This is a genomic window from Streptomyces sp. SID13666, from assembly GCF_010548325.1.
GTDB classification, from domain to species: Bacteria; Actinomycetota; Actinomycetes; order Streptomycetales; family Streptomycetaceae; genus Actinacidiphila; species Actinacidiphila fildesensis.
Map to the genome: position 1 here is coordinate 42296 of NZ_JAAGLX010000026.1, position 19827 is coordinate 62122.

A 19827-nucleotide genomic window follows, 5' to 3' on the forward strand; every position below is an offset into this window, starting at 1 on the left:
AGCGACCGCGACCCGTTGCGCAAGGAGGACGGGCCGGCTCCGAGCGCGGGCGCCACGGTCGGCGAGCCGGTGCTCACCGCCCGGCCGGACACCGCGGAGGCCTTCCTGGCGGTACGCGATCTGAAGATCCACTTCAATACCGACGACGGCCTCGTCCGGTCGGTCGACGGGATCAGCTTCGATCTCCAGCGCGGCCGGACGCTCGGCATCGTCGGGGAGTCCGGCTCCGGCAAGTCCGTGACCTCGCTGGGCATCATGGGCCTGCACCGCACCGCCAAGGCCAGGATCTCCGGCGAGGTGTGGCTGGACGGCGAGGAGCTGATCGGCGCAGACCCCGACCGGGTACGGCGGCTGCGCGGCATGAAGATGGCGATGATCTTCCAGGACCCGCTCTCGGCGATGCACCCCTACTACACGGTGGGCGCGCAGATCGTCGAGGCCTGCCGGGTGCACCAGGACGTCAGCAAGCAGGTCGCCCGCAAGCGGGCGATCGAGATGCTGGACCGGGTCGGCATCCCCGAGCCGCACCAGCGGGTCGCCGACTATCCGCACCAGTTCTCCGGCGGTATGCGCCAGCGCGCGATGATCGCGATGGCGCTGGTCAACAACCCGGAACTGCTGATCGCCGACGAGCCGACGACCGCCCTGGACGTCACCGTGCAGGCGCAGATCCTGGACCTGATCCGGGACCTGCAGAAGGAGTTCGGCTCCGCGGTCATCATGATCACGCACGACCTGGGCGTGGTGGCGGAGCTCGCCGACGACCTGCTGGTGATGTACGCCGGCCGGTGCGTCGAGCGCGGTACGGCCGAGAAGGTCTTCACCGAACCGCAGCACCCGTACACCTGGGGCCTGCTGGGCTCCATGCCGCGCATGGACCGCGAGCGGACCGAACGGCTCAACCCGGTCAAGGGCGCCCCGCCCAGCCTGATCAACGTGCCGTCCGGCTGCGCCTTCCACCCGCGCTGCCCGTACGCCGGGCTCAACGGCGGTTCCAGCGAGACGATCGTGCCGGAGCTGCGGGAGACCGCGGCCGGGCACTGGTCGGCCTGCCACCTCGGCGAGCAGGACCGGGACCGGATCTGGACCGAAGAGATTGCGCCCAAGCTGTGAAGGACCAGGCCGTGCCTCAAGAAGACGTGAAGATCCCCCAGCAGTCCACCGCGGGGGCGGAGCCCCTGCTCAGGGTCACCGGCCTGGTCAAGCACTTCCCGATCACCAAGGGAATGCTGCGCCGGCAGGTCGGCGCGGTGCAGGCGGTCGACGGGATCGACCTGCAGGTGGCGGCGGGCCAGACGCTCGGCGTGGTGGGGGAGTCGGGTTGCGGCAAGTCCACCATGGGCCGGCTGATCACCCGGCTGCTCGAACCCACCGGCGGGAAGATCGAGTTCCAGGGCCGTGACATCACCCATCTGAGCGTGGGGGAGATGCGACCGCTGCGCCGCGATGTGCAGATGATCTTCCAGGACCCCTACTCCTCGCTCAATCCGCGGCACACCATCGGCACCATCGTCGGAGCGCCGTTCAAGCTCCAGAAGGTGGCGACGGAGTCGGGCGTGAAGAAGGAGGTGCAGAACCTCCTGGAGCTGGTCGGCCTCAACCCCGAGCACTACAACCGCTATCCGCACGAGTTCTCCGGCGGGCAGCGGCAGCGCATCGGGATCGCGCGGGCGCTCGCCCTCAAGCCGAAGCTGGTCGTCGCGGACGAGCCGGTCTCGGCGCTGGACGTCTCCATCCAGGCGCAGGTGGTCAATCTGCTGGACGACCTGCAGAGCGAGCTCGGGCTGACGTACGTGATCATCGCGCACGACCTGTCCGTCATCCGGCACGTCTCGGACCGGATCGCGGTGATGTACCTCGGCAAGGTCGTCGAGGTGGCGGACCGCGAGGCGCTCTACGGGCAGCCGATGCATCCGTACACCAACGCGCTGCTGTCGGCGGTGCCGGTGCCGGACCCGAAGCGGCGTACCGCGCGGCAGCGGATCCTGCTGACCGGCGATGTGCCGTCGCCGATCAACCCGCCGTCCGGCTGCCGCTTCCACACCCGGTGCTGGAAGGCGACCGAGGTGTGCTCCACGCAGGAGCCGCCGCTGATCGCGCTCGCCACGGGACACGAGGTGGCGTGCCACCACCCGGAGAACGCTCCGGAGAAGGCCCAGGAGAAGAACGCCCAGGGGAAGGGCGCGGAGAACGGCCCGGCGATCGGTAATCAGCCAACTGACCTTTAGTGCATGACCACTTAGCGAAAAGTCATGGTCATGACGAGGGGGGAGGGTGCAGAGTCGGCGCGTCACTGTTCGCGTCCGAAGGGCAGACCCCCATGGCACCCTCCCGTCCGGCCCGACTCCTCGGCACCGCACTCGCTGTCATCAGCGTCTCGGCCTGTCTGATCTCCGGCGCCCCCGCGTCGGCAGCCGCCTCGCACAGCCCCAAGCCCGGCGCCCCCGGCATCGGGGACCCGTACTTCCCGCAACTCGGCAACGGCGGCTACGACGTCGCGCACTACGGGCTCGACGTCTCCTACGACCCGGCCAGTGACCGGCTCGACGGCCGGGCGGCCGTCACCGCCCGCGCCAACCAGAACCTCTCCTCCTTCGACCTCGACCTGCAGCAGCTCACCGTCACCTCGGTCAGCGTGGACGGCAAGCCGGCGCGCTTCACCCGCAGCGGCGACGAGATCGTCATCACCCCGCGGCACGCGCTGCGCAAGGGGCAGGAGTTCACCACCACCGTCGTCTACGGCGGAGTTCCGGAGCCGCTGAGCGGCCCCATCGTCTTCGGTTCCAACTACGGGTGGATGAAGACCACCGACGGTGTCTTCGTCGCCTGTGAGCCGAACGCCGCCTCGACCTGGTTCCCCGGCAGCGACCACCCGGCCGACAAGGCCACCTTCGACATCCGCATCAGCGCCCCCAAGGGCCTCAAGGGCGTCTCGAACGGCGTGCTGACCTCCCAGTACGACAAGGGCTCGCGCACCGTCTCCACCTGGCGTGAGTCCCGGCCGATGGCCACCTACCTCGCGACCGCCACCATCGGGAAGTTCGACGTCAAGACCGGAACCACGCCGGGCGGCATACCGATCTACGTCGCCACCGACCCGGTCCTCGCCAACGGCCCGGTGGACGTCTACGCGGTCACCGCCGAGGCCACCGACTACTGGTCCCAGGTCTTCGGCCGCTACCCCTTCGAGGAGACCGGCGCGATCGTCGACGACATGCCGGAGGCCGGGTTCTCGCTGGAGGTGCAGTCCAAGCCCGCCTACTCCGCGGTCCGTAGCGAGTCCACGATCGTCCATGAACTGGCCCACCAGTGGTTCGGCGACTCGGTGAGCGTCGAGCAGTGGAAGGACATCTGGCTCAACGAGGGCTTCGCGACCTATGCCCAGTGGCTGTGGACCGAGCACCGGGGCACCCGCTCCGCCCACGACGCGTTCCTCGCCGCGTACAACGGCCGCCCCGCCACGGCCGCCTTCTGGCAGATCGACGTCGCCGACCCGCAGCGCGACACGATGTTCGCCGACGCCGTCTACACCCGCGGTGCGATGACGCTCCAGATGCTCCGCGAGAAGATCGGCGACGCCGCCTTCTTCAAGCTGCTCAAGACCTGGACCTCGCAGCACCGCTACGGCAACGCGAACACGGCCCAGTTCACCGCGCTCGCCGAGAAGGTGTCCGGACAGCAGCTGGACGATCTGTTCGGTACCTGGCTCTCCACGAAGGGCAAGCCGGCCCTGTCGTAGGAGACCATATGGCGTGATCTCGGAACTCTTCTCCCCCTCCGTCCAGCACACGCTCGATATCGTCGGCATCTTCGTCTTCGCGATCTCGGGCGCGCTGGCCGCCGTCCGCAAGAACTACGACGTGTTCGGCATGGCCGTGCTCGCCGAGGTGACCGCGCTGGGCGGGGGGATCTTCCGGGACCTGATGATCGGGGCGGTGCCGCCCGCCGCCTTCAGCGACCTCGGCTACTTCAGCACCCCGCTCTTCGCCACGGTGCTGGTGTTCTTCCTGCACCCCGAGGTCGAGCGGATCAACACCACCGTGAACGTCTTCGACGCCGCCGGCCTCGGCCTCTTCTGCGTGGCCGGCACCGTCAAGGCGCACGACTACGGCCTCGGCCTGGTGCCGTCCGCCGCCCTGGGGCTCGCCACGGCGGCAGGCGGCGGCGTGCTGCGCGACCTGCTCGCCAACGAGGTGCCGTCGCTGCTCCGCTGGGACCGCGACCTGTACGCGGTCCCCGCCATGGTCGGCTCGATCATGGCGGCGCTGCTGATCAAGTTCGACGCGCTCACCGGGTTCACCAGCGGCGCCGCTGTCGTCAGCGCCTTCCTGCTGCGGCTGTGCGCCATGTACTTCGGCTGGCGCGCGCCCCGCGCCTGGCACCGCAGGAGCAGGGCGACGAGCGAGGAGGAGGCGCGGCAGGCGATGTAGGGCGCCCGCCCGGGCTCCGGGCTACCGTCCCAGCGCCGCACCGCCGTTGATGTGCAGGATCTGGCCGGTGACGTACGCCGCCTCGGGGGAGGCCAGATACCGGATGGCCGCCGCGATCTCGCTGGGCGCGCCGGGCCGGCCGGTCAGGGTCTGGGAGACCCGCGACGCGACGAAGTCGGGCGTCGCACGGTCGCCGAAGAACTCGGTGTCGCCGACGAATCCCGGCGCCACCGCGTTGGCCGTCACCCCGTCGGTGCCCAGCCGCTGCGCCAGCTCGAACGTGTAGGCGTGCAGGGCCGCCTTGGCGCCGCCGTAGGAGCCGGGGCCGCGCAGCGCGGCGATCGAGGACAGATGCACGATGCGCCCGCCGGGCCGCCGGAGCTGCGGCAGCAGCGCCTCGGTCAGCAGCACCGCGGTGAGCACGTTGGCCTCGAAGTTCCTCCGGTAGCCGGCCGCGATCCCCTCCAGCGTCCCGTCCGAGGACGAGGCGACGTTGCCGCCCGCGTTGGTGACGATCACGTCCACCGGGCCGTCGCCCTCGACGAACCGCGCCGCGTCCCGTACCTGTTCCGGGTCGCTGAGGTCGGCGGCGGTCCAGCTGACCAGCCCGTCGCCGTGCGTGGCGTTGAGCTTGTCCGCCGTCTCCCGCAGCAGCTCGGCGCGCCGGCCGATGATGACGACCCGGTCGCCGTCGGCCGCGAACGCCTCCGCGGTCGCGAGCCCGATGCCTGTGCCCCCGCCGGACACCACTACCCGTCGCCCCACTGTGTACTCCGTCAGGTATATGAACTCGAGTCAGGTCCTTGGTTGGAAACTAGGGAGCGGGCTCATCTGTGTCAAGGGTGTTCCGGTCGGTCGAATGAGGTCCAAGGAGCTGGACAAGACGGTGCTACTGGCGGGTAACATTCACGCCATGGCATATGCGGCAGCTCAGGCGACCATCGGGGACAGCGAATTCGACCGGGACACGGCGGTCGTCCCGCGACCCGGTGAACCCGGTGTCTACGACGCCGACCTCTCGGCGGGCTGGACCATCATCCAGGCCGTCAACGGCGGCTATCTGCTCGGCGTGATCGGCCGCGCCCTCCAGCAGGCGCTGCCGCACCCCGACCCCTTCACCGTCACCGCGCACTACCTCACCGCCTCCCAGCCAGGCCCCGCGACGATCCGCACCGAGACCGTCCGCGCCGGCCGCACCCTGTCCACCGGCCAGGCGTCGCTCTTCCAGACCGACGCGGAGGGCCGCGAGGTCGAGCGGATGCGGGTCATGGCGGCCTACGGCGACCTCGACGCACTGCCGGACGACGTGCGCACCGCCGCCGCCGTCCCGCCGATACCGCCCTACGAGGAGTGCTTCGGCGCCGACGCGGCGCCCGCGGGCGGCGGCGCCATCGCCGGCTCGACCGCCATCATCCAGCGCCTCGACCTGCGGCTCGACCCCGCCACCGCCGGCTGGGCGATCGGCGCCCCCTCCGGCAAGGGCGACATGCGCGGCTGGCTCGGCCTGGCCGACGGCCGTGACCACGACCCGCTCTCGCTGCTGCTCACGGTCGACGCCCTGCCGCCGACCGCCTTCGACCTCGGCATCAAGGGCTGGGTCCCGACCGTCGAGCTGACGGCGCACATCCGCTGCCGCCCCGCGCCCGGTCCGCTGCGCGTCTCCATCACCACCCGCAACCTGGCCGGCGGCTTCCTCGAGGAGGACGCCCAGGTCTGGGACAGCGCGGACCGCCTGGTCGCGCAGTCCCGTCAGCTCGCGCGGGCCCTTCTGTCCTGACCGTCGCCCGGGTCGGTCCCGACAGCCGGCCGGGCGACCGTAGAATCGGCGTCATCATGGCCTACCTCGACCACGCCGCCACCACGCCGATGCTGCCGGAAGCGGTGCGGACGATGACCGCGCACCTCACGGTCACCGGCAACGCCTCCTCGCTGCACGCACCCGGGCGGCGGGCCCGGAGAACCGTCGAGGAGTCCCGGGAATCGCTCGCCGAGGCACTCGGCGCCCGCCCCAGTGAGATCGTCTTCACCGGCGGCGGAACCGAGTCCGACAACCTCGCCGTCAAGGGCCTGTACTGGGCCCGCCGGGCCGAGGACCCGCGCCGGGTCCGGGTGCTGGCCAGCCCCGTCGAGCACCACGCCGTCCTGGACGCCGTCGACTGGCTCGTCGAGCACGAGGGCGCGCGCGTCGAGTGGCTGCCGGTCGACGCCTACGGCCGGGTGCACCCCGACGCGCTGCGCGAGGCCATCGAACGCGACCCCGGGACGGTCGCCCTCGCGACCGTGATGTGGGCCAACAACGAGGTCGGCACGATCATGCCGGTCCGCGAGCTGGCCGCGGTCGCCCGCGAGCACGGCGTCCCGCTGCACGCGGACGCGGTCCAGGCGTTCGGCCAGGTCGAGGTCGACTTCGCGGCCTCCGGACTCGACGCCATGACCGTGACCGGCCACAAGATCGGCGGCCCCTACGGCGTCGGCGCGCTCGTCCTGCGCCGCGAGCACACGCCCGTCCCGCTGCTGCACGGCGGCGGCCAGGAGCGCAGCCGCTCCGGCACCCTCGACGTCCCGGCCATCGCCGCCTTCGCGACGGCCGGCACGCTGGCCGCCGAGCGGCGTGAGCAGTTCGCCCGCGAGGTCGGCGCCCTGCGCGACGAGCTGGTGGCGAAGGTGCTCGCCGCCGTCCCGGAGGCCGTACTCAACGGCGACCCGGCCCCGGAGGGCCGGCTGCCGGCCAACGCGCACTTCACGTTCCCCGGCTGCGAGGGCGACTCACTGCTGCTCCTCCTCGACGCCCAGGGCATCGCCTGCTCCACCGGCTCCGCCTGCACGGCCGGCGTCGCGCAGCCCAGCCACGTCCTGATCGCGATGGGCCAGCCCGCCGACCGCGCCCGCGGCTCCCTCCGCTTCTCCCTCGGCCACACCACCACCCAGCCCGAGATCGACGCCCTGGCCGCGGCGATCGGCCCGGTGGTGGAACGCGCCCGCAAGGCCGGCCTCAGCTGACGTCCTGCGGACGGCTTCGGGAGGGGTGGCCGGGCTGATCCCGGCACGTTCAGCCGGCCCGGCGGAGCGGTTCCGGCTGGGCGCAGCCGCATCAGTCCCTGGGGCCAGTGACGTCAGCCTCTGCGGGCACCCCCCGGACGAAGTCCGGGGGAGGACACCGATCGGCTCGGGGACGGCCCCAGCCACAACCAGCCCGCCCGGCGTTTGAGGGCGCCCTCCGCAGGCGCAGGAGACCCGCCGGGCTTCGGGTCGGACCCAGCCACGAAAGCCCGCCCGGCGTCTGAGGGCGCCCTTCCGGCCCGCGCCGGTAATCCCGTCGAACCGCGCCGGAGGCGCAACGTACTCTGGAGGGGTTATGACTGACTCCCCCCGCGACGCTCGTCGCCTGCGCGTCCTGGCCGCCATGAGCGGCGGCGTCGACTCCGCGGTCGCCGCGGCCCGCGCCGCCGAGGCCGGCCACGACGTCACCGGTGTCCATCTGGCCCTCTCGGCGAACCCGAAGTCCTTCAGGACCGGCGCCCGCGGCTGCTGCACGGTCGAGGACTCCCGTGACGCCCGGCGCGCGGCCGACGTCATCGGCATCCCGTTCTACGTGTGGGACCTGGCGGACCGCTTCCGTGAGGACGTCGTCGACGACTTCGTCGCGGAGTACGCGGCCGGCCGCACGCCCAACCCGTGCCTGCGCTGCAACGAGAAGATCAAGTTCGCGGCGCTGCTGGACAAGGCGATCGCGCTGGGCTTCGACGCCGTCTGCACCGGCCATTACGCGACCGTCGTGATCAACGACGACGGCACCCGTGAGCTGCACCGCGCCTCGGACGCCGCGAAGGACCAGAGCTATGTGCTCGGCGTGCTCGACGAGCGCCAGCTCGCGCACGCGATGTTCCCGCTCGGGGACACCCTCACCACCAAGGACGAGATCCGCGCCGAGGCCGAGCGCCGCGACCTGGCCGTCGCGAAGAAGCCGGACAGCCACGACATCTGCTTCATCGCCGACGGCGACACCCAGGGCTTCCTCGCGAAGCACCTCGGCAGCGCAGAGGGCGAGATCCTGGACGAGGACGGCACCAGTCTCGGCACCCACAGCGGAGCGTTCGGCTTCACCATCGGGCAGCGCAAGGGGCTGCGCATCGGCACCCCCGCCGACGACGGCAAGCCGCGCTACGTGCTCGACATCTCGCCGGTGAACAACACCGTCACCGTCGGCCCGGTCGAGGCGCTGGACGTCACCGCGCTGACCGCCATCAAGCCCCGCTGGTGCGGCACTCCGCCCACCGGCCGCGCCACGTACACCGCGCAGCTGCGCGCCCACGGCGAGGACGTTCCCGTCACCGCCGAGCTGGTCGACGGCGAGCTGCTGGTGGAGTTCGACGGCGAGCCGGTGCGTGGCATCGCGCCGGGGCAGGCCGTGGTGCTCTACGACGGCACCCGCGTCGTGGGCTCCGCGACCATCGCCACCACGCAGCGGGCCCGCGCGGGCGTCGGTGCGGGTGCCGGTGCCGGCTCCGGTGGTCAGGCTTAGGACCCGCCGCGCCGCCTCGTAGGGTGGCGGGCATGAACATCTGTGTCTTCATGTCCGCCGCCGATCTCGACGAGCGCTACACCGTCCCGGCCCGCGAGTTCGCCGGGCTGATCGGCCGTGGCGGCCACACCCTCGTGTGGGGCGGCTCGGAGTCGGGCCTCATGAAGGTGGTGGCGGACGGCGTGCAGGAAGCGGGCGGCCGGCTGGTCGGCGTGTCCGTGGAGTTCCTGCACACCAAGGCGCGCAAGAACGCCGACGAGATGCTGATCACCGCGGACCTCGCGGAGCGCAAGGCGCAGCTGCTGCTGCGGTCGGACGCGATCGTCATCATGGTCGGCGGTACGGGCACCCTGGACGAGGCGACCGAGATCCTCGAGCTGAAGAAGCACGGCCTGCACACCAAGCCGGTCGTGCTGCTGAACGCGGCGGGGTTCTACGACGGCCTGAAACTGCAGTTCCAGCGGATGGATGCCGAAGGCTTCCTGCCGCTGCCCCTGAGCGACCTGGTCTTCTTCGCCGAGGACGGCGCCGAGGCCATGGCATACCTGGAGGAGAACGCGTGAGCACGCATCTGATCACCGGCGCCGGTTCCGGCATCGGCGCCGCTGTCGCCCGGCGGCTGCTGGACCGCGGCGACGAGGTGCTGCTCCTGGCGCGCGACGCCGGCCGGGCCAAGGAGCTGGCGTCGCGCTTCGCCGGCGCCCGCACCCTCGTCGGCGACTTGGCGGAACCGGCCCGGCTGTCGTGGGCCTTCGCCCACCAGCCGATGCCGGACCGGCTCGACTCGCTGCTGCACATCGCGGGCATCGTCGAGCTCGGCGGCATCGGCGAGCTCACCGCGAAGGTCTGGCAGCAGACCCTCGCCGTCAACCTGATCGCGCCGGCCGAGCTGACGCGGCTGCTCCTGCCGCAGCTGCGGATGTCGCAGGGCCACGTGGTCTTCGTGAACTCCGGGGCAGGGCTCAACGCGCATGCGAACTGGGGGGTGTACGCGGCGAGCAAGCACGGCCTGAAGGCGGTGGCGGACTCGCTGCGGCAGGAGGAGCACGGGAACGGGGTGCGGGTGACGAGCGTGTACCCGGGGCGGACGGCGACCCCGATGCAGGAGAAGGTGCACCATCAGGAGGGGGCGGAGTACGACGCTTCGCGCTGGATCGACCCGGAGTCGGTGGCGACGGCGATGCTGGCGGCCATCGATCTGCCGCGGGATGCGGAGATCAACGATCTGACGATCCGGCCGGGTCGCTGAGGCGGGTTGGTCGGTCGGGGGCCGGGCCCTCCGGGGTGGGGCTTCGAAATCGACTATTTACGAGCCTGGCGGCTCACAAATAGCTCGGCAGCATTTCGAAACCCCACCCCTGCGGGCCCGGCCCCCTCACGTTCGTGCCTCGGACGTGCCGGTCTCTTCGGGGTGCGGGCCCGGCCCCCTCACGTCACCGCACTGCTGCGGGTTGGGGTGGGAGTCCGCGACCTGTGGGTCTCGTACGCTTCGTGCGTGAGTACGGATGCGAAGTTCACGCTGCCCGCTGGTGCCGCTACCGGTGTCGGGTCGATGCCCGGAGGTGATGCGCGGGAGGCCGCGCGGACCGCTACCGGGGCGGTGGAGGCGCTGCCGTTCCTGCCGGAGCTGCCTGCGAGGGGGCCCGGGGCGGACATGATCGGGCGTTCGCTCGGGATGCTGGTCGATCTGTACGCCCGGGTGGAGCCCAGTGGATGGCGGTTCGGGGACCGGCCGGGGCGGGACAGCCGCCGGGCGGTGGCCTGGCTGGGGGAGGACCTGGATGCCCTGGAGGAGTTCACCCAGGGGTTCCAGGGTCCGCTGAAGGTGCAGGCCGTCGGGCCGTGGACGCTGTCCGCGTCGGTGGAGCGGCCCAACGGCGAGGCCGCGCTCGGCGACCCCGGCGCCGTCCGGGACCTGGCCGGGTCGCTCACCGAGGGGCTGCGGCTGCATCTGGCCGACCTGCGCCGGCGGGTGCCCGGTGCCGAGCTGGTGCTGCAGCTGGACGAGCCGTCGCTGACCGCCGTGCTGCGCGGGCACGTGCGGACGGCGAGCGGGTACCGGACGTACCGGGTGGTGGACCGGCAGGTGGCCGAGGACATGATCCGCGGCCTGGTCGAGGCCGTGGACGTGCCGGTGGTCGTCCACTCGTGCGCGCCGGACGTCCCGTTCCGGATGCTGCGGCGGGCCGGTGTCTCGGGCATCTCGTTCGATTTCGCGTTGCTGACGGAGAGTGACTGGGACGCGTTCGGTGAGGCGGTCGAGGGCGGTACGGCGCTGTTCGCCGGTGTCGTGCCGGGCACGGACACCGGATTGTCGGACCCTGCCGGTAGCGTGAGTGGTGTTCGGGCGCTGTGGCGCAGGCTGGGGCTGGATCCGGGGGCGTTGGGCACCTCCCTGGCGGTCACCCCTTCCTGCGGTCTGGCGGGGGCCTCGCCGGCCTATGCCCGTGCCGCGCTGGTGCACTGTGCCAAGGCGGCACGATCGCTCGTCGACAACCCTGAGTGAGGAAGGACAGGACCGCCGTGGAGATTCCTGCCGAAGTGCGCGAACAGCACGCTCAGTTGGCCGAGCAGGTCGAGGAGCACCGCTTCCGCTACTACGTCAACGACGCGCCGGTCGTCAGCGACGCCGAGTTCGACCGGCTGCTGCGGCAGCTGGAGGCGATCGAGGACGAGCACCCCGGCCTGCGCACTCCGGACTCGCCCACGCAGAAGGTCGCGGGGGCGTACCAGACGGATTTCACCTCGGTCGTGCACCGCGAGCGGCTGCTGTCGCTGGACAACGCGTTCGACGACGAGGAGCTGTCCGGCTGGGCGGACCGGGTCGCCGCCGAGCTCGAGGGCATCCCGTACCACTTCCTGTGCGAGTTGAAGGTGGACGGCCTCGCCGTCAACCTCACCTATGAGCACGGGCGGCTGACCCGCGCCGCGACCCGCGGCGACGGCCGCACCGGCGAGGACATCACGCCGAACGTCCGCACCATCTCCGACATCCCGGACCGGCTCTCCGGGAGCCGGATCCCGGAGCTCGTCGAGATCCGCGGCGAGGTGTACTTCCCCGGCGAGGAGTTCGAGGCGCTCAACGCCCGGCTGGTGGAGGCCGGCGACAAGCCGTTCGCCAATCCGCGCAACGCCGCGGCCGGCAGCCTGCGGCAGAAGGACCCGCGGGTCACGGCCTCCCGGCCGCTGCACATGGTGGTGCACGGCATCGGCGCCCGCGAGGGCTTCGACATCGACTGCCAGTCGCACGCCTACGAGCTGCTGCACGAATGGGGTCTGCCCACCGCGACGCACAACAAGGTCGTCGGCTCCCTCGACGAGGTGCGGGAGTTCATCGCCTACTTCGGCGAGCACCGGCACGACGCGGTGGAGCACGAGATCGACGGCGTCGTCGTCAAGGTGGACGAGATCCCGCTGCAGGGCCGGCTCGGGTCGACGTCCCGGGCGCCGCGCTGGGCGATTGCGTGGAAGTACGCGCCCGAGGAGGTCAACACCAAGCTCCTGGACATCCGGGTGGGCGTGGGCCGCACCGGCAGGGTCACTCCCTACGCGGTCGTCGAGCCGGTCACCGTCGCCGGCTCCGAGGTCGAGTTCGCGACCCTGCACAACCAGGAGGTCGTCAAGGCCAAGGGCGTCTTCATCGGCGACACCGTGGTGCTGCGCAAGGCCGGTGACGTCATCCCGGAGATCCTCGGCCCGGTGGTCGATCTGCGGGACGGCAGCGAGCGCGAGTTCGTGATGCCGACCGAGTGCCCGGACTGCGGTACGGCGCTGCAGCCGATGAAGGAGGGGGACATCGATCTGCGGTGCCCCAACGCCCGGTACTGCCCGGCGCAGTTGCGCGAGCGGATCTTCTACCTGGTGGGCCGCAAGTGCCTCGACATCGAGAACTTCGGGTACGTAGCGTCCACCGCGCTCACCCAGCCGCTGGAGCCCTCCGAGCCGCCGCTCAAGGACGAGGGCGATCTGTTCGACATGAACATCGAGCAGTTGCTGCCGATCCGGTCGTACGTGCTCGACCAGGACACCGGGCTGCCCAAGCGGGACGCCAAGACCGGCGACGAGAAGATCGTCACCTTCTTCGCCAACCAGCAGGGCGAGCCGAAGAAGAACGCGCTGGCCATGCTGGAGAACATCGCCGCGGCCAAGGACCGGCCGCTGGCGCGGATCATCACCGGGCTGTCGATCCGGCATGTCGGGCCCGTCGCCGCTGAGGCGCTGGCCAGGGAGTTCCGGGACCTCGACCGGATCAGGGACGCCGAGGAGGCCGAGCTGGCCGCGGTGGACGGGGTCGGCGGGACCATCGCCGCCTCGGTCAAGCAGTGGTTCGCCGAGGACTGGCATCTGGAGATCATCGAGAAGTGGCGTGCCGCCGGGGTGAAGTTCACCGAGGAGGGCTCGGACGAGGGTCCGCGGCCGCTCGAAGGACTCACCGCCGTCGTGACCGGCACGCTCACCGGCCACACTCGGGACGGGGCGAAGGAGGCGCTGACCTCGCTCGGGGCGAAGGTCACCGGATCGGTCTCCAAGAAGACGGACTTCGTGGTGGTGGGGGAGAACCCCGGCTCGAAGTACGACAAGGCCGTCCAGCTGAAGGTGCCCATCCTCGACGAGCCGGGCTTCGCGGTACTTCTGTCCGAGGGTCCGGAAGCCGCCCGGGAGGCCGCGGTGAACCCGGCCGAATAACCCGGCGCCAATCACCCGTTCGGCCTATATCCGAACGTTCCGGGTGCGGGGATCCCATTCGGGCAACCACGGTCGATCGGTGCCCGAGGCAGCCTTCTGCGGCCTACTGTTGAGAGGCGCGCCGGAAGGGCATGAACCTTCCAGCAGCCTTTGCGGGTATCCGCTGCGGGCACGGCGCGGTGGACCCGGGTGTCGCACCAGGCTGTGAGAGGGACAGGAATGGAACCGACGGAGGGCGCCGGACCGGCGCAGCGGCTGCGTTGGCCGGCCGCGCCGGTACTGCCCCCGGCGGTTTTACGCATCGCGGTGGTGGCGGTCGCGGGACTCGCACTGGCGGCCGGCGTCCTGGGCGCCGTCCATGAGGGCCGGGCGCTCTTCCCCGGCGGCACCGTCGGCTGGGCGTTCGCCGTCCTGACCGGCATCATCGTCGGCCATCTGGTGGCGATGGGCCGCGACCGCTGGTGGGGCGGCACCGGCTCCGGCGCGGCCCTCACCCTGGCGATGCTGCTGCTCTACGGCTGGGTGCCGTCGGTGCTGGTCAGCCTGGCCGTCGTGGTGCTGGTCGGCGCCGCCCGCCGGCACCGCTGGCGGCAGGCGCTGCTGCACGGCGCCGTGGACATACTCGGCGTCGGCACGGCCTCGCTGACCCTGGCCTGCTTCGGTGTGCACCCCTCGGTGGCCACGCCCTGGCACCCCGAGGACTGGGGTCTGGCGGCCGGTCCGGCGATCGTCGTCACCGCTCTGGCCTATCTGACCGCGACGCGTGCGCTGCTCTGGTACGCGGTCGCCCCGCGCGGCGGCGGTCTGCCGACGGTGGCCCGCACCGCGCTGATGCGCCAGGGGATGGTGGGCGTCGCCCTGCTGGGGCTCTCCCCGCTGATCCTGGTCGTCGGCTGCGACATGCCGGTCCTGCTGCCGCTGTTCGCCGTCCCGCTCATCGCCCTGGACTCGACGCTGTGGATCGCGCACGCCCGCGCCGAGGAGCAGCTGCGCGACCCGCTGACCGGGCTGCCCAACCGCCAGTGGCTGCTGGAACGCGCCTGGACCGCACTGGACGACGCGGAGCGCAACGGCGAACGCACCGCCCTGATCCTCATCGACCTCGACAAGTTCCGGTCGGTCAACGACACCCTCGGGCACCTGGCCGGCGACCGGCTGCTCCTCCAGGTCGCCGACCGGCTGCGGCTCGCGCTGCCCCGCGGCGCCGAGGCGGCCCGGCTGGGCGGCGACGAGTTCGCCGTCCTGCTGCCCTGCTGCGACTCCCCGACCCGCGCCCAGCGCATCGCCCGCGCCCTGGTGGCGGCCCTCGGCTCACCGCTGAGTCTCGACGGGCTGACCCTGGTGCTGGAGGCCAGCGCCGGTGTGGCGGTCTTCCCCGACCACGCGGTGGACGCCGAAGGGCTGCTGCGCCGCGCGGACGTGGCGATGTACCAGGCCAAGCGCGACCGCAGCGGCGTCGAGGTCTACGAGGCGACCCGGGACGGCAACACCCCGGACCGGCTGGGCCTGTTGGGCGATCTGCGCCGGGCGCTGGACTCGGGCGACGTCGAACTGCACTACCAGCCGAAGGTCTGCTTCGACGGGAAGATCGCCGGCCTGGAGGCGCTGGTGCGCTGGGAGCACCCGCAGCGCGGCCGGGTCAATCCCGAGGAGTTCATCGCCATGGCGGAGACCTCCGGGCTGATGCCCCAGCTGACCGAGTACGTGCTGGAGACGGCGCTGGGCCAGGTCGCCCGCTGGCGCAAGATGGGCCTGGACGTACCGGTCGCGGTGAACGTCTCGCCGCGCGATGTGCACAGCCCAGGCTTCGCGGGCGCGGTCGCCGCGCGGCTCGCCCGGCACGGCGTCCCGCCCGGCTCACTGCAACTGGAGATAACCGAACACGTCCTGCTGGAGGATCCGCAGCGGGCCGCCGACACCATGGCCGGGCTGACCGGGCACGGCGTGAAGATGTCGCTCGACGACTTCGGCACCGGCTACTCCTCCCTGGTCCACCTGCGCAAACTGCCGGTCAGCGAGCTGAAGATCGACCGCTCGTTCGTGGCCCGGCTGGTCCTCGACAACGAGGACGCCGAAATCGTCCGCTGCACCGTCGACCTCGCACACTCGCTCGGCCTGCTCGTCGTCGCCGAGGGTGTGGAGGACGACGAGACCTGGGAGCGGCTGCGGGACCTGGGCTGCGACGCCGTACAGGGCTGGCTGGTCGCCGCCGCGATGCCGCCCGACGAGGCGACCGCCTGGCTGCGCGCCCGCGGTGAGCACGGCTGGCGGCGCCCCAACGCGCTGGAGCGCGAGCCGGAGCCGGAGCACGCACCGGTGGCGGACGCGGACCAGCCGTCCGGGCAGGCCGTGCCGTAGTACGGGCCGGTTCCCGCCACGCTGTGGGCCGCACCGGCGGCCCGTGGCCTTAACCGTTTCGTCGCCAGGGGGTCCGCCCCCATAGGATTGGGCGCGAAACCATCGAACTCACCCCCAGAGGATCGCTGCATGCCTGGCATCACACGCGAGGAGGTCGCCCACCTCGGCCGGCTGTCGCGTCTTGAGCTGAAGGACGAAGAGCTCGACCACTTCGCCGAGCAGCTCGACGTGATCATCGGCGCGGTCGCCCGCGTATCCGAGGTGGCCGGCGAGGACGTACCCCCGACCTCCCACGCGCTGCCGCTGACCAATGTCATGCGCCCGGACGAGGTCCGGCCGTCGCTGACCGCGGCCGAGGCGCTCTCCGGCGCCCCGGCGCAGGAGCAGCAGCGCTTCAAGGTGCCGCAGATCCTGGGGGAGGACTAATCACCATGACTGACCTGACCAGGCTCACCGCGGCCGAGACCGCCGACGTCGTCGCCACCGGCAAGGCCTCCGCCGTCGAGGTCGCCCAGGCGCACCTCGACCGCATCGGCGCCGTCGACGAGAAGGTGCACGCCTTCCTGCACGTCGACACCGAGGGCGCGCTCGACGCCGCCCGCGCCGTCGACGAGCGGCGCGCCAAGGGCGAGAAGCTCGGCCCGCTGGCCGGCGTCCCGCTCGCGCTGAAGGACATCTTCACCACGAAGGGGATCCCGACCACTGTCGGCTCCAAGATCCTCGAAGGCTGGATCCCGCCGTACGACGCGACGGTGACCAAGCGCCTCAAGGACGCGGGCATCGTCATCCTCGGCAAGACCAACATGGATGAATTCGCCATGGGGTCCTCGACCGAGAACAGCGCCTACGGCCCGACCGGCAACCCGTGGGACCTCACCCGGATCCCCGGCGGCTCCGGCGGCGGCTCGTCCGCGGCGCTCGCCAGCTACCAGGCGCCGCTCGCGATCGGCACCGACACCGGTGGCTCGATCCGCCAGCCCGCGGCCGTCACCGGCACGGTCGGCGTCAAGCCGACCTACGGCGGCGTCTCCCGCTACGGCATGGTCGCCTTCTCGTCCTCCCTCGACCAGGGCGGGCCCTGCGCCCGTACGGTCCTGGACGCGGCGCTGCTGCACGAGGCGATCGCCGGCCATGACCCGCTGGACTCGACGTCCATCGACGCACCGGTCCCGGCCGTCGTCGAGGCGGCCCGCAACGGCAACGTCAAGGGCATGCGGATCGGCGTCGTCAAGGAGTTCGGCGGCGAGGGCTACCAGGCCGGCGTCATGCAGCGGTTCAACGAGTCCGTGGAGCTGCTGCGCGAGCTGGGCGCCGAGATCGTGGAGATCTCCTGCCCCTCGTTCAAGCTGGCGCTGCCCGCGTACTACCTGATCGCGCCGTCCGAGGCCTCGTCCAACCTGGCCCGCTTCGACGCCATGCGCTACGGCCTGCGGGTCGGCGACGACGGCACGAAGTCCGCCGAGGAGGTCACCGCGCTCACCCGCGAGGCCGGCTTCGGCGACGAGGTCAAGCGCCGCATCATCCTCGGCACGTACGCGCTCAGCTCCGGCTACTACGACGCGTACTACGGCTCGGCGCAGAAGGTCCGCACGCTGATCTCGCGCGACTTCGAGGCCGCCTTCGGCACCGTGGACGTGCTGGTCTCGCCGACCACCCCGACCACCGCGTTCCCCATCGGCGAGCGCGTGGACGACCCCATGGCGATGTACCTCGCCGACCTGTGCACCATCCCGTCCAACCTGGCCGGCAACGCGGCGATGTCCGTGCCGTGCGGTCTGGCTCCCGAGGACGGGCTCCCGGTCGGGCTGCAGATCATCGCCCCGGCCATGGCCGACGACCGGCTCTACCGGGTCGGTGCCGCGGTCGAGGCCGCGTTCACCGGACGATGGGGTCACCCGCTGCTTGAGGAGGCACCCGCGCTGTGAGCACCCTGAAGAAGGCCAAGGGCTTCAAGAAGAGCAAGCTCGGCCTGTACATCTCGATCGGCACCACGCTCTTCGGCGCCGTGAGCACCATCAAGCAGGCACGCAACGCTCAGGGCGAGCACGACCGGTTGATGCTGGCCGACGCCGTGATCAGCGCCGCCGCCATCGCCACCGGCCTGGCACTGCTCGTCCGCGAGCTGCGCAGCCTCGCCGACGACGACGTCCTGGCGGACTGAGAGGTAGTGGAATGACCGTCATGGACCTGGAGTCCTACGAGGACGCCCTGTCGGTGTACGACCCGGTGATGGGCCTTGAGGTCCACGTCGAGCTCGGCACGAAGACCAAGATGTTCTGCGGCTGCTCGACCACCCTCGGCGCCGAGCCCAACTCCCAGACCTGCCCGACCTGTCTGGGCCTGCCCGGCTCGCTCCCGGTCGTGAACGCGATCGGCATCGAGTCGGCCATCAAGATCGGTCTCGCGCTGAACTGCGAGATCGCGACCTGGTGCCGCTTCGCGCGGAAGAACTACTTCTACCCGGACATGCCGAAGAACTTCCAGACCTCGCAGTACGACGAGCCGATCGCCTTCAACGGCTATCTGGACGTCGCACTGGAGGACGGCGAGATCTTCCGGGTCGAGATCGAGCGCGCCCACATGGAGGAGGACACCGGCAAGTCCCTCCACGTCGGCGGCGCGACGGGCCGTATCCACGGCGCCTCGCACTCGCTGCTCGACTACAACCGGGCCGGTATCCCGCTCATCGAGATCGTCACCAAGCCGATCGAGGGCGCGGGGGCACGGGCTCCCGAGGTCGCCAAGGCGTACGTCGCCGAGCTGCGCGAGCTCATCAAGGCGCTGGACGTCTCCGAGGCCCGGATGGAGCAGGGCCAGATGCGCTGTGACGTGAACCTGTCGCTGCGCCCGCACGGCCGCGAGAAGTTCGGCACCCGCTCGGAGACGAAGAACGTCAACTCGCTCCGTTCGGTCGAGCGCGCGGCGCGCTACGAGATCATGCGGCACGCGGCGGTGCTCAACTCCGGCGGCACGATCGTGCAGGAGACCCGGCACTTCCACGAGGAGGACGGCTCCACCACGGCCGGCCGCATCAAGGACAACGCCGAGGACTACCGGTACTTCCCGGAGCCCGACCTCGTCCCGATCGCCCCGGCCCGTGACTGGGTCGAGGAGCTGCGCGCCGGACTTCCGGAGCTGCCGCGGGTGCGGCGGGACCGGCTGAAGACCGAGTGGGGCATCTCCGACCACGAGATGCAGTCGGCGCTCAACGCGGGCGCGATCGATCTGATCACCGCGACGATCGACGAGGGCGCCCCGGCCGACCAGGCCCGTAAGTGGTGGATGGGCGAGCTGGCCCGTGCCTCGAACGAGACCGGCAAGGAGCTGGCCGATCTCGGTATCTCGCCGGCGCAGGTCGCGCGCGTGACGGCGCTGGTCGCCGAGGGCTCGCTCAACGACAAGCTGGCCCGCCAGGTCATCGAGGGTGTCCTCGCCGGCGAGGGCGGTCCTGACGAGGTCGTGGAGAAGCGCGGTCTCAAGGTCGTCTCGGACGAGGGAGCGCTCGGCGCGGCCGTGGACGAGGCGATCGCGGCCAACGCCGCCGTCGCCGATAAGATCCGCGCCGGCAACCTCGCGGCCGCCGGCGCCCTGATCGGCGCGGTCATGAAGCTGACCCGCGGCCAGGCCGACGCCAAGCGTGTCCGGGAGCTCGTCCTGGAGAAGCTCGGGGTTCAGGGCTGACCCGAGCAGTCGAAGACGCGTTCGAACGGTGAAAAGGCGGTCCCCGGTGGGGGCCGCCTTTTCCCTGTGAGGAAGCGCACGAAACCACCAAAGGATCATTTTTCGCTGCAAGAGTGACAGCCGCACCTGAAGTGTTCTTTGAGGGCTATT

General features: G+C 71.2%; 17 protein-coding genes. 16 read left to right on the top strand and 1 reads right to left on the bottom strand.

The window, feature by feature from the left end; genetic code table 11:
* Positions 1-69 precede the first annotated feature (69 nt).
* The 4 genes from G3I60_RS27940 to G3I60_RS27955 all read left to right on the top strand — a co-directional run bounded on the left by G3I60_RS27940 (position 70) and on the right by G3I60_RS27955 (position 4430).
* Positions 70-1113 (top strand): ABC transporter ATP-binding protein, encoded by a 1044-nt coding sequence (locus tag G3I60_RS27940; RefSeq protein WP_164296683.1) that lies wholly within the window; start codon positions 70-72, stop codon positions 1111-1113.
* Positions 1114-1124: 11 nt separating this feature from the next.
* Positions 1125-2228, top strand: a complete 1104-nt coding sequence (locus G3I60_RS27945; protein ID WP_343241677.1) for a dipeptide ABC transporter ATP-binding protein — start codon at positions 1125-1127, stop codon at positions 2226-2228.
* Positions 2229-2320: 92 nt separating this feature from the next.
* Positions 2321-3739 (top strand): M1 family metallopeptidase, encoded by a 1419-nt coding sequence (locus G3I60_RS27950; RefSeq protein WP_138354921.1) that lies wholly within the window; start codon positions 2321-2323, stop codon positions 3737-3739.
* Positions 3740-3752: 13 nt separating this feature from the next.
* Positions 3753-4430, top strand: a complete 678-nt coding sequence (locus G3I60_RS27955; RefSeq protein WP_138354922.1) for a trimeric intracellular cation channel family protein — start codon at positions 3753-3755, stop codon at positions 4428-4430.
* Positions 4431-4451: 21 nt separating this feature from the next.
* Here G3I60_RS27955 and G3I60_RS27960 read toward each other — a convergent pair whose 3' ends face one another.
* Positions 4452-5195, bottom strand: a complete 744-nt coding sequence (locus G3I60_RS27960) for an SDR family NAD(P)-dependent oxidoreductase (RefSeq protein WP_164296650.1) — start codon at positions 5193-5195, stop codon at positions 4452-4454.
* 148 nt (positions 5196-5343) lie between these two features.
* Between G3I60_RS27960 and G3I60_RS27965 the strand changes: the two genes are divergently transcribed.
* The 12 genes from G3I60_RS27965 (at position 5344) to gatB (ending at position 19677) form a co-directional block, all read left to right on the top strand.
* Positions 5344-6207: a thioesterase family protein gene (locus G3I60_RS27965; RefSeq protein WP_138354924.1), complete on the top strand. Its 864-nt coding sequence runs from the start codon at positions 5344-5346 to the stop codon at positions 6205-6207.
* 56 nt (positions 6208-6263) lie between these two features.
* On the top strand, positions 6264-7430 hold the full coding sequence (locus G3I60_RS27970; protein ID WP_138354925.1) for a cysteine desulfurase family protein: 1167 nt from the start codon (positions 6264-6266) through the stop codon (positions 7428-7430).
* A 355-nt stretch (positions 7431-7785) separates the two neighbouring features.
* The gene (gene mnmA, locus G3I60_RS27975) at positions 7786-8952 is read left to right on the top strand and encodes a tRNA 2-thiouridine(34) synthase MnmA (protein WP_138354926.1); all 1167 of its coding nucleotides are present in this window, start codon (positions 7786-7788) and stop codon (positions 8950-8952) included.
* Positions 8953-8984: 32 nt separating this feature from the next.
* Positions 8985-9515 carry a TIGR00730 family Rossman fold protein gene (locus G3I60_RS27980; protein ID WP_138354927.1) on the top strand — a complete coding sequence of 177 codons (531 nt, stop codon included), beginning with the start codon at positions 8985-8987 and terminating at the stop codon, positions 9513-9515.
* Positions 9512-10201 carry an SDR family oxidoreductase gene (locus G3I60_RS27985; RefSeq protein WP_138354928.1) on the top strand — a complete coding sequence of 230 codons (690 nt, stop codon included), beginning with the start codon at positions 9512-9514 and terminating at the stop codon, positions 10199-10201. Before G3I60_RS27980 ends, G3I60_RS27985 begins: the two co-directional genes overlap by 4 nt.
* A gap of 246 nt (positions 10202-10447) precedes the next feature.
* The gene (locus tag G3I60_RS27990; protein WP_138354929.1) at positions 10448-11458 is read left to right on the top strand and encodes a methionine synthase; all 1011 of its coding nucleotides are present in this window, start codon (positions 10448-10450) and stop codon (positions 11456-11458) included.
* Positions 11459-11475: 17 nt separating this feature from the next.
* Positions 11476-13638, top strand: a complete 2163-nt coding sequence (gene ligA / locus G3I60_RS27995; protein ID WP_164296653.1) for an NAD-dependent DNA ligase LigA — start codon at positions 11476-11478, stop codon at positions 13636-13638.
* 219 nt (positions 13639-13857) lie between these two features.
* Positions 13858-15996, top strand: coding sequence for a bifunctional diguanylate cyclase/phosphodiesterase (locus tag G3I60_RS28000; protein WP_138354931.1), 2139 nt, complete (start codon positions 13858-13860; stop codon positions 15994-15996).
* A 129-nt stretch (positions 15997-16125) separates the two neighbouring features.
* Entirely contained in the window at positions 16126-16422 is a 297-nt protein-coding gene (gatC, locus tag G3I60_RS28005; RefSeq protein WP_138354932.1) for an Asp-tRNA(Asn)/Glu-tRNA(Gln) amidotransferase subunit GatC, read from the top strand.
* A 5-nt stretch (positions 16423-16427) separates the two neighbouring features.
* Complete coding sequence (gatA, locus tag G3I60_RS28010) at positions 16428-17921, top strand: Asp-tRNA(Asn)/Glu-tRNA(Gln) amidotransferase subunit GatA (RefSeq protein ID WP_164296656.1); 1494 nt, start codon at positions 16428-16430, stop codon at positions 17919-17921.
* A complete protein-coding gene (locus G3I60_RS28015) occupies positions 17918-18157 on the top strand; it encodes a hypothetical protein (RefSeq protein ID WP_138354934.1) in 240 nt (79 codons plus the stop codon). Before gatA ends, G3I60_RS28015 begins: the two co-directional genes overlap by 4 nt.
* An 11-nt stretch (positions 18158-18168) precedes the next feature.
* Complete coding sequence (gatB, locus tag G3I60_RS28020) at positions 18169-19677, top strand: Asp-tRNA(Asn)/Glu-tRNA(Gln) amidotransferase subunit GatB (protein WP_164607863.1); 1509 nt, start codon at positions 18169-18171, stop codon at positions 19675-19677.
* The last annotated feature ends 150 nt before the right edge of the window (positions 19678-19827 follow it).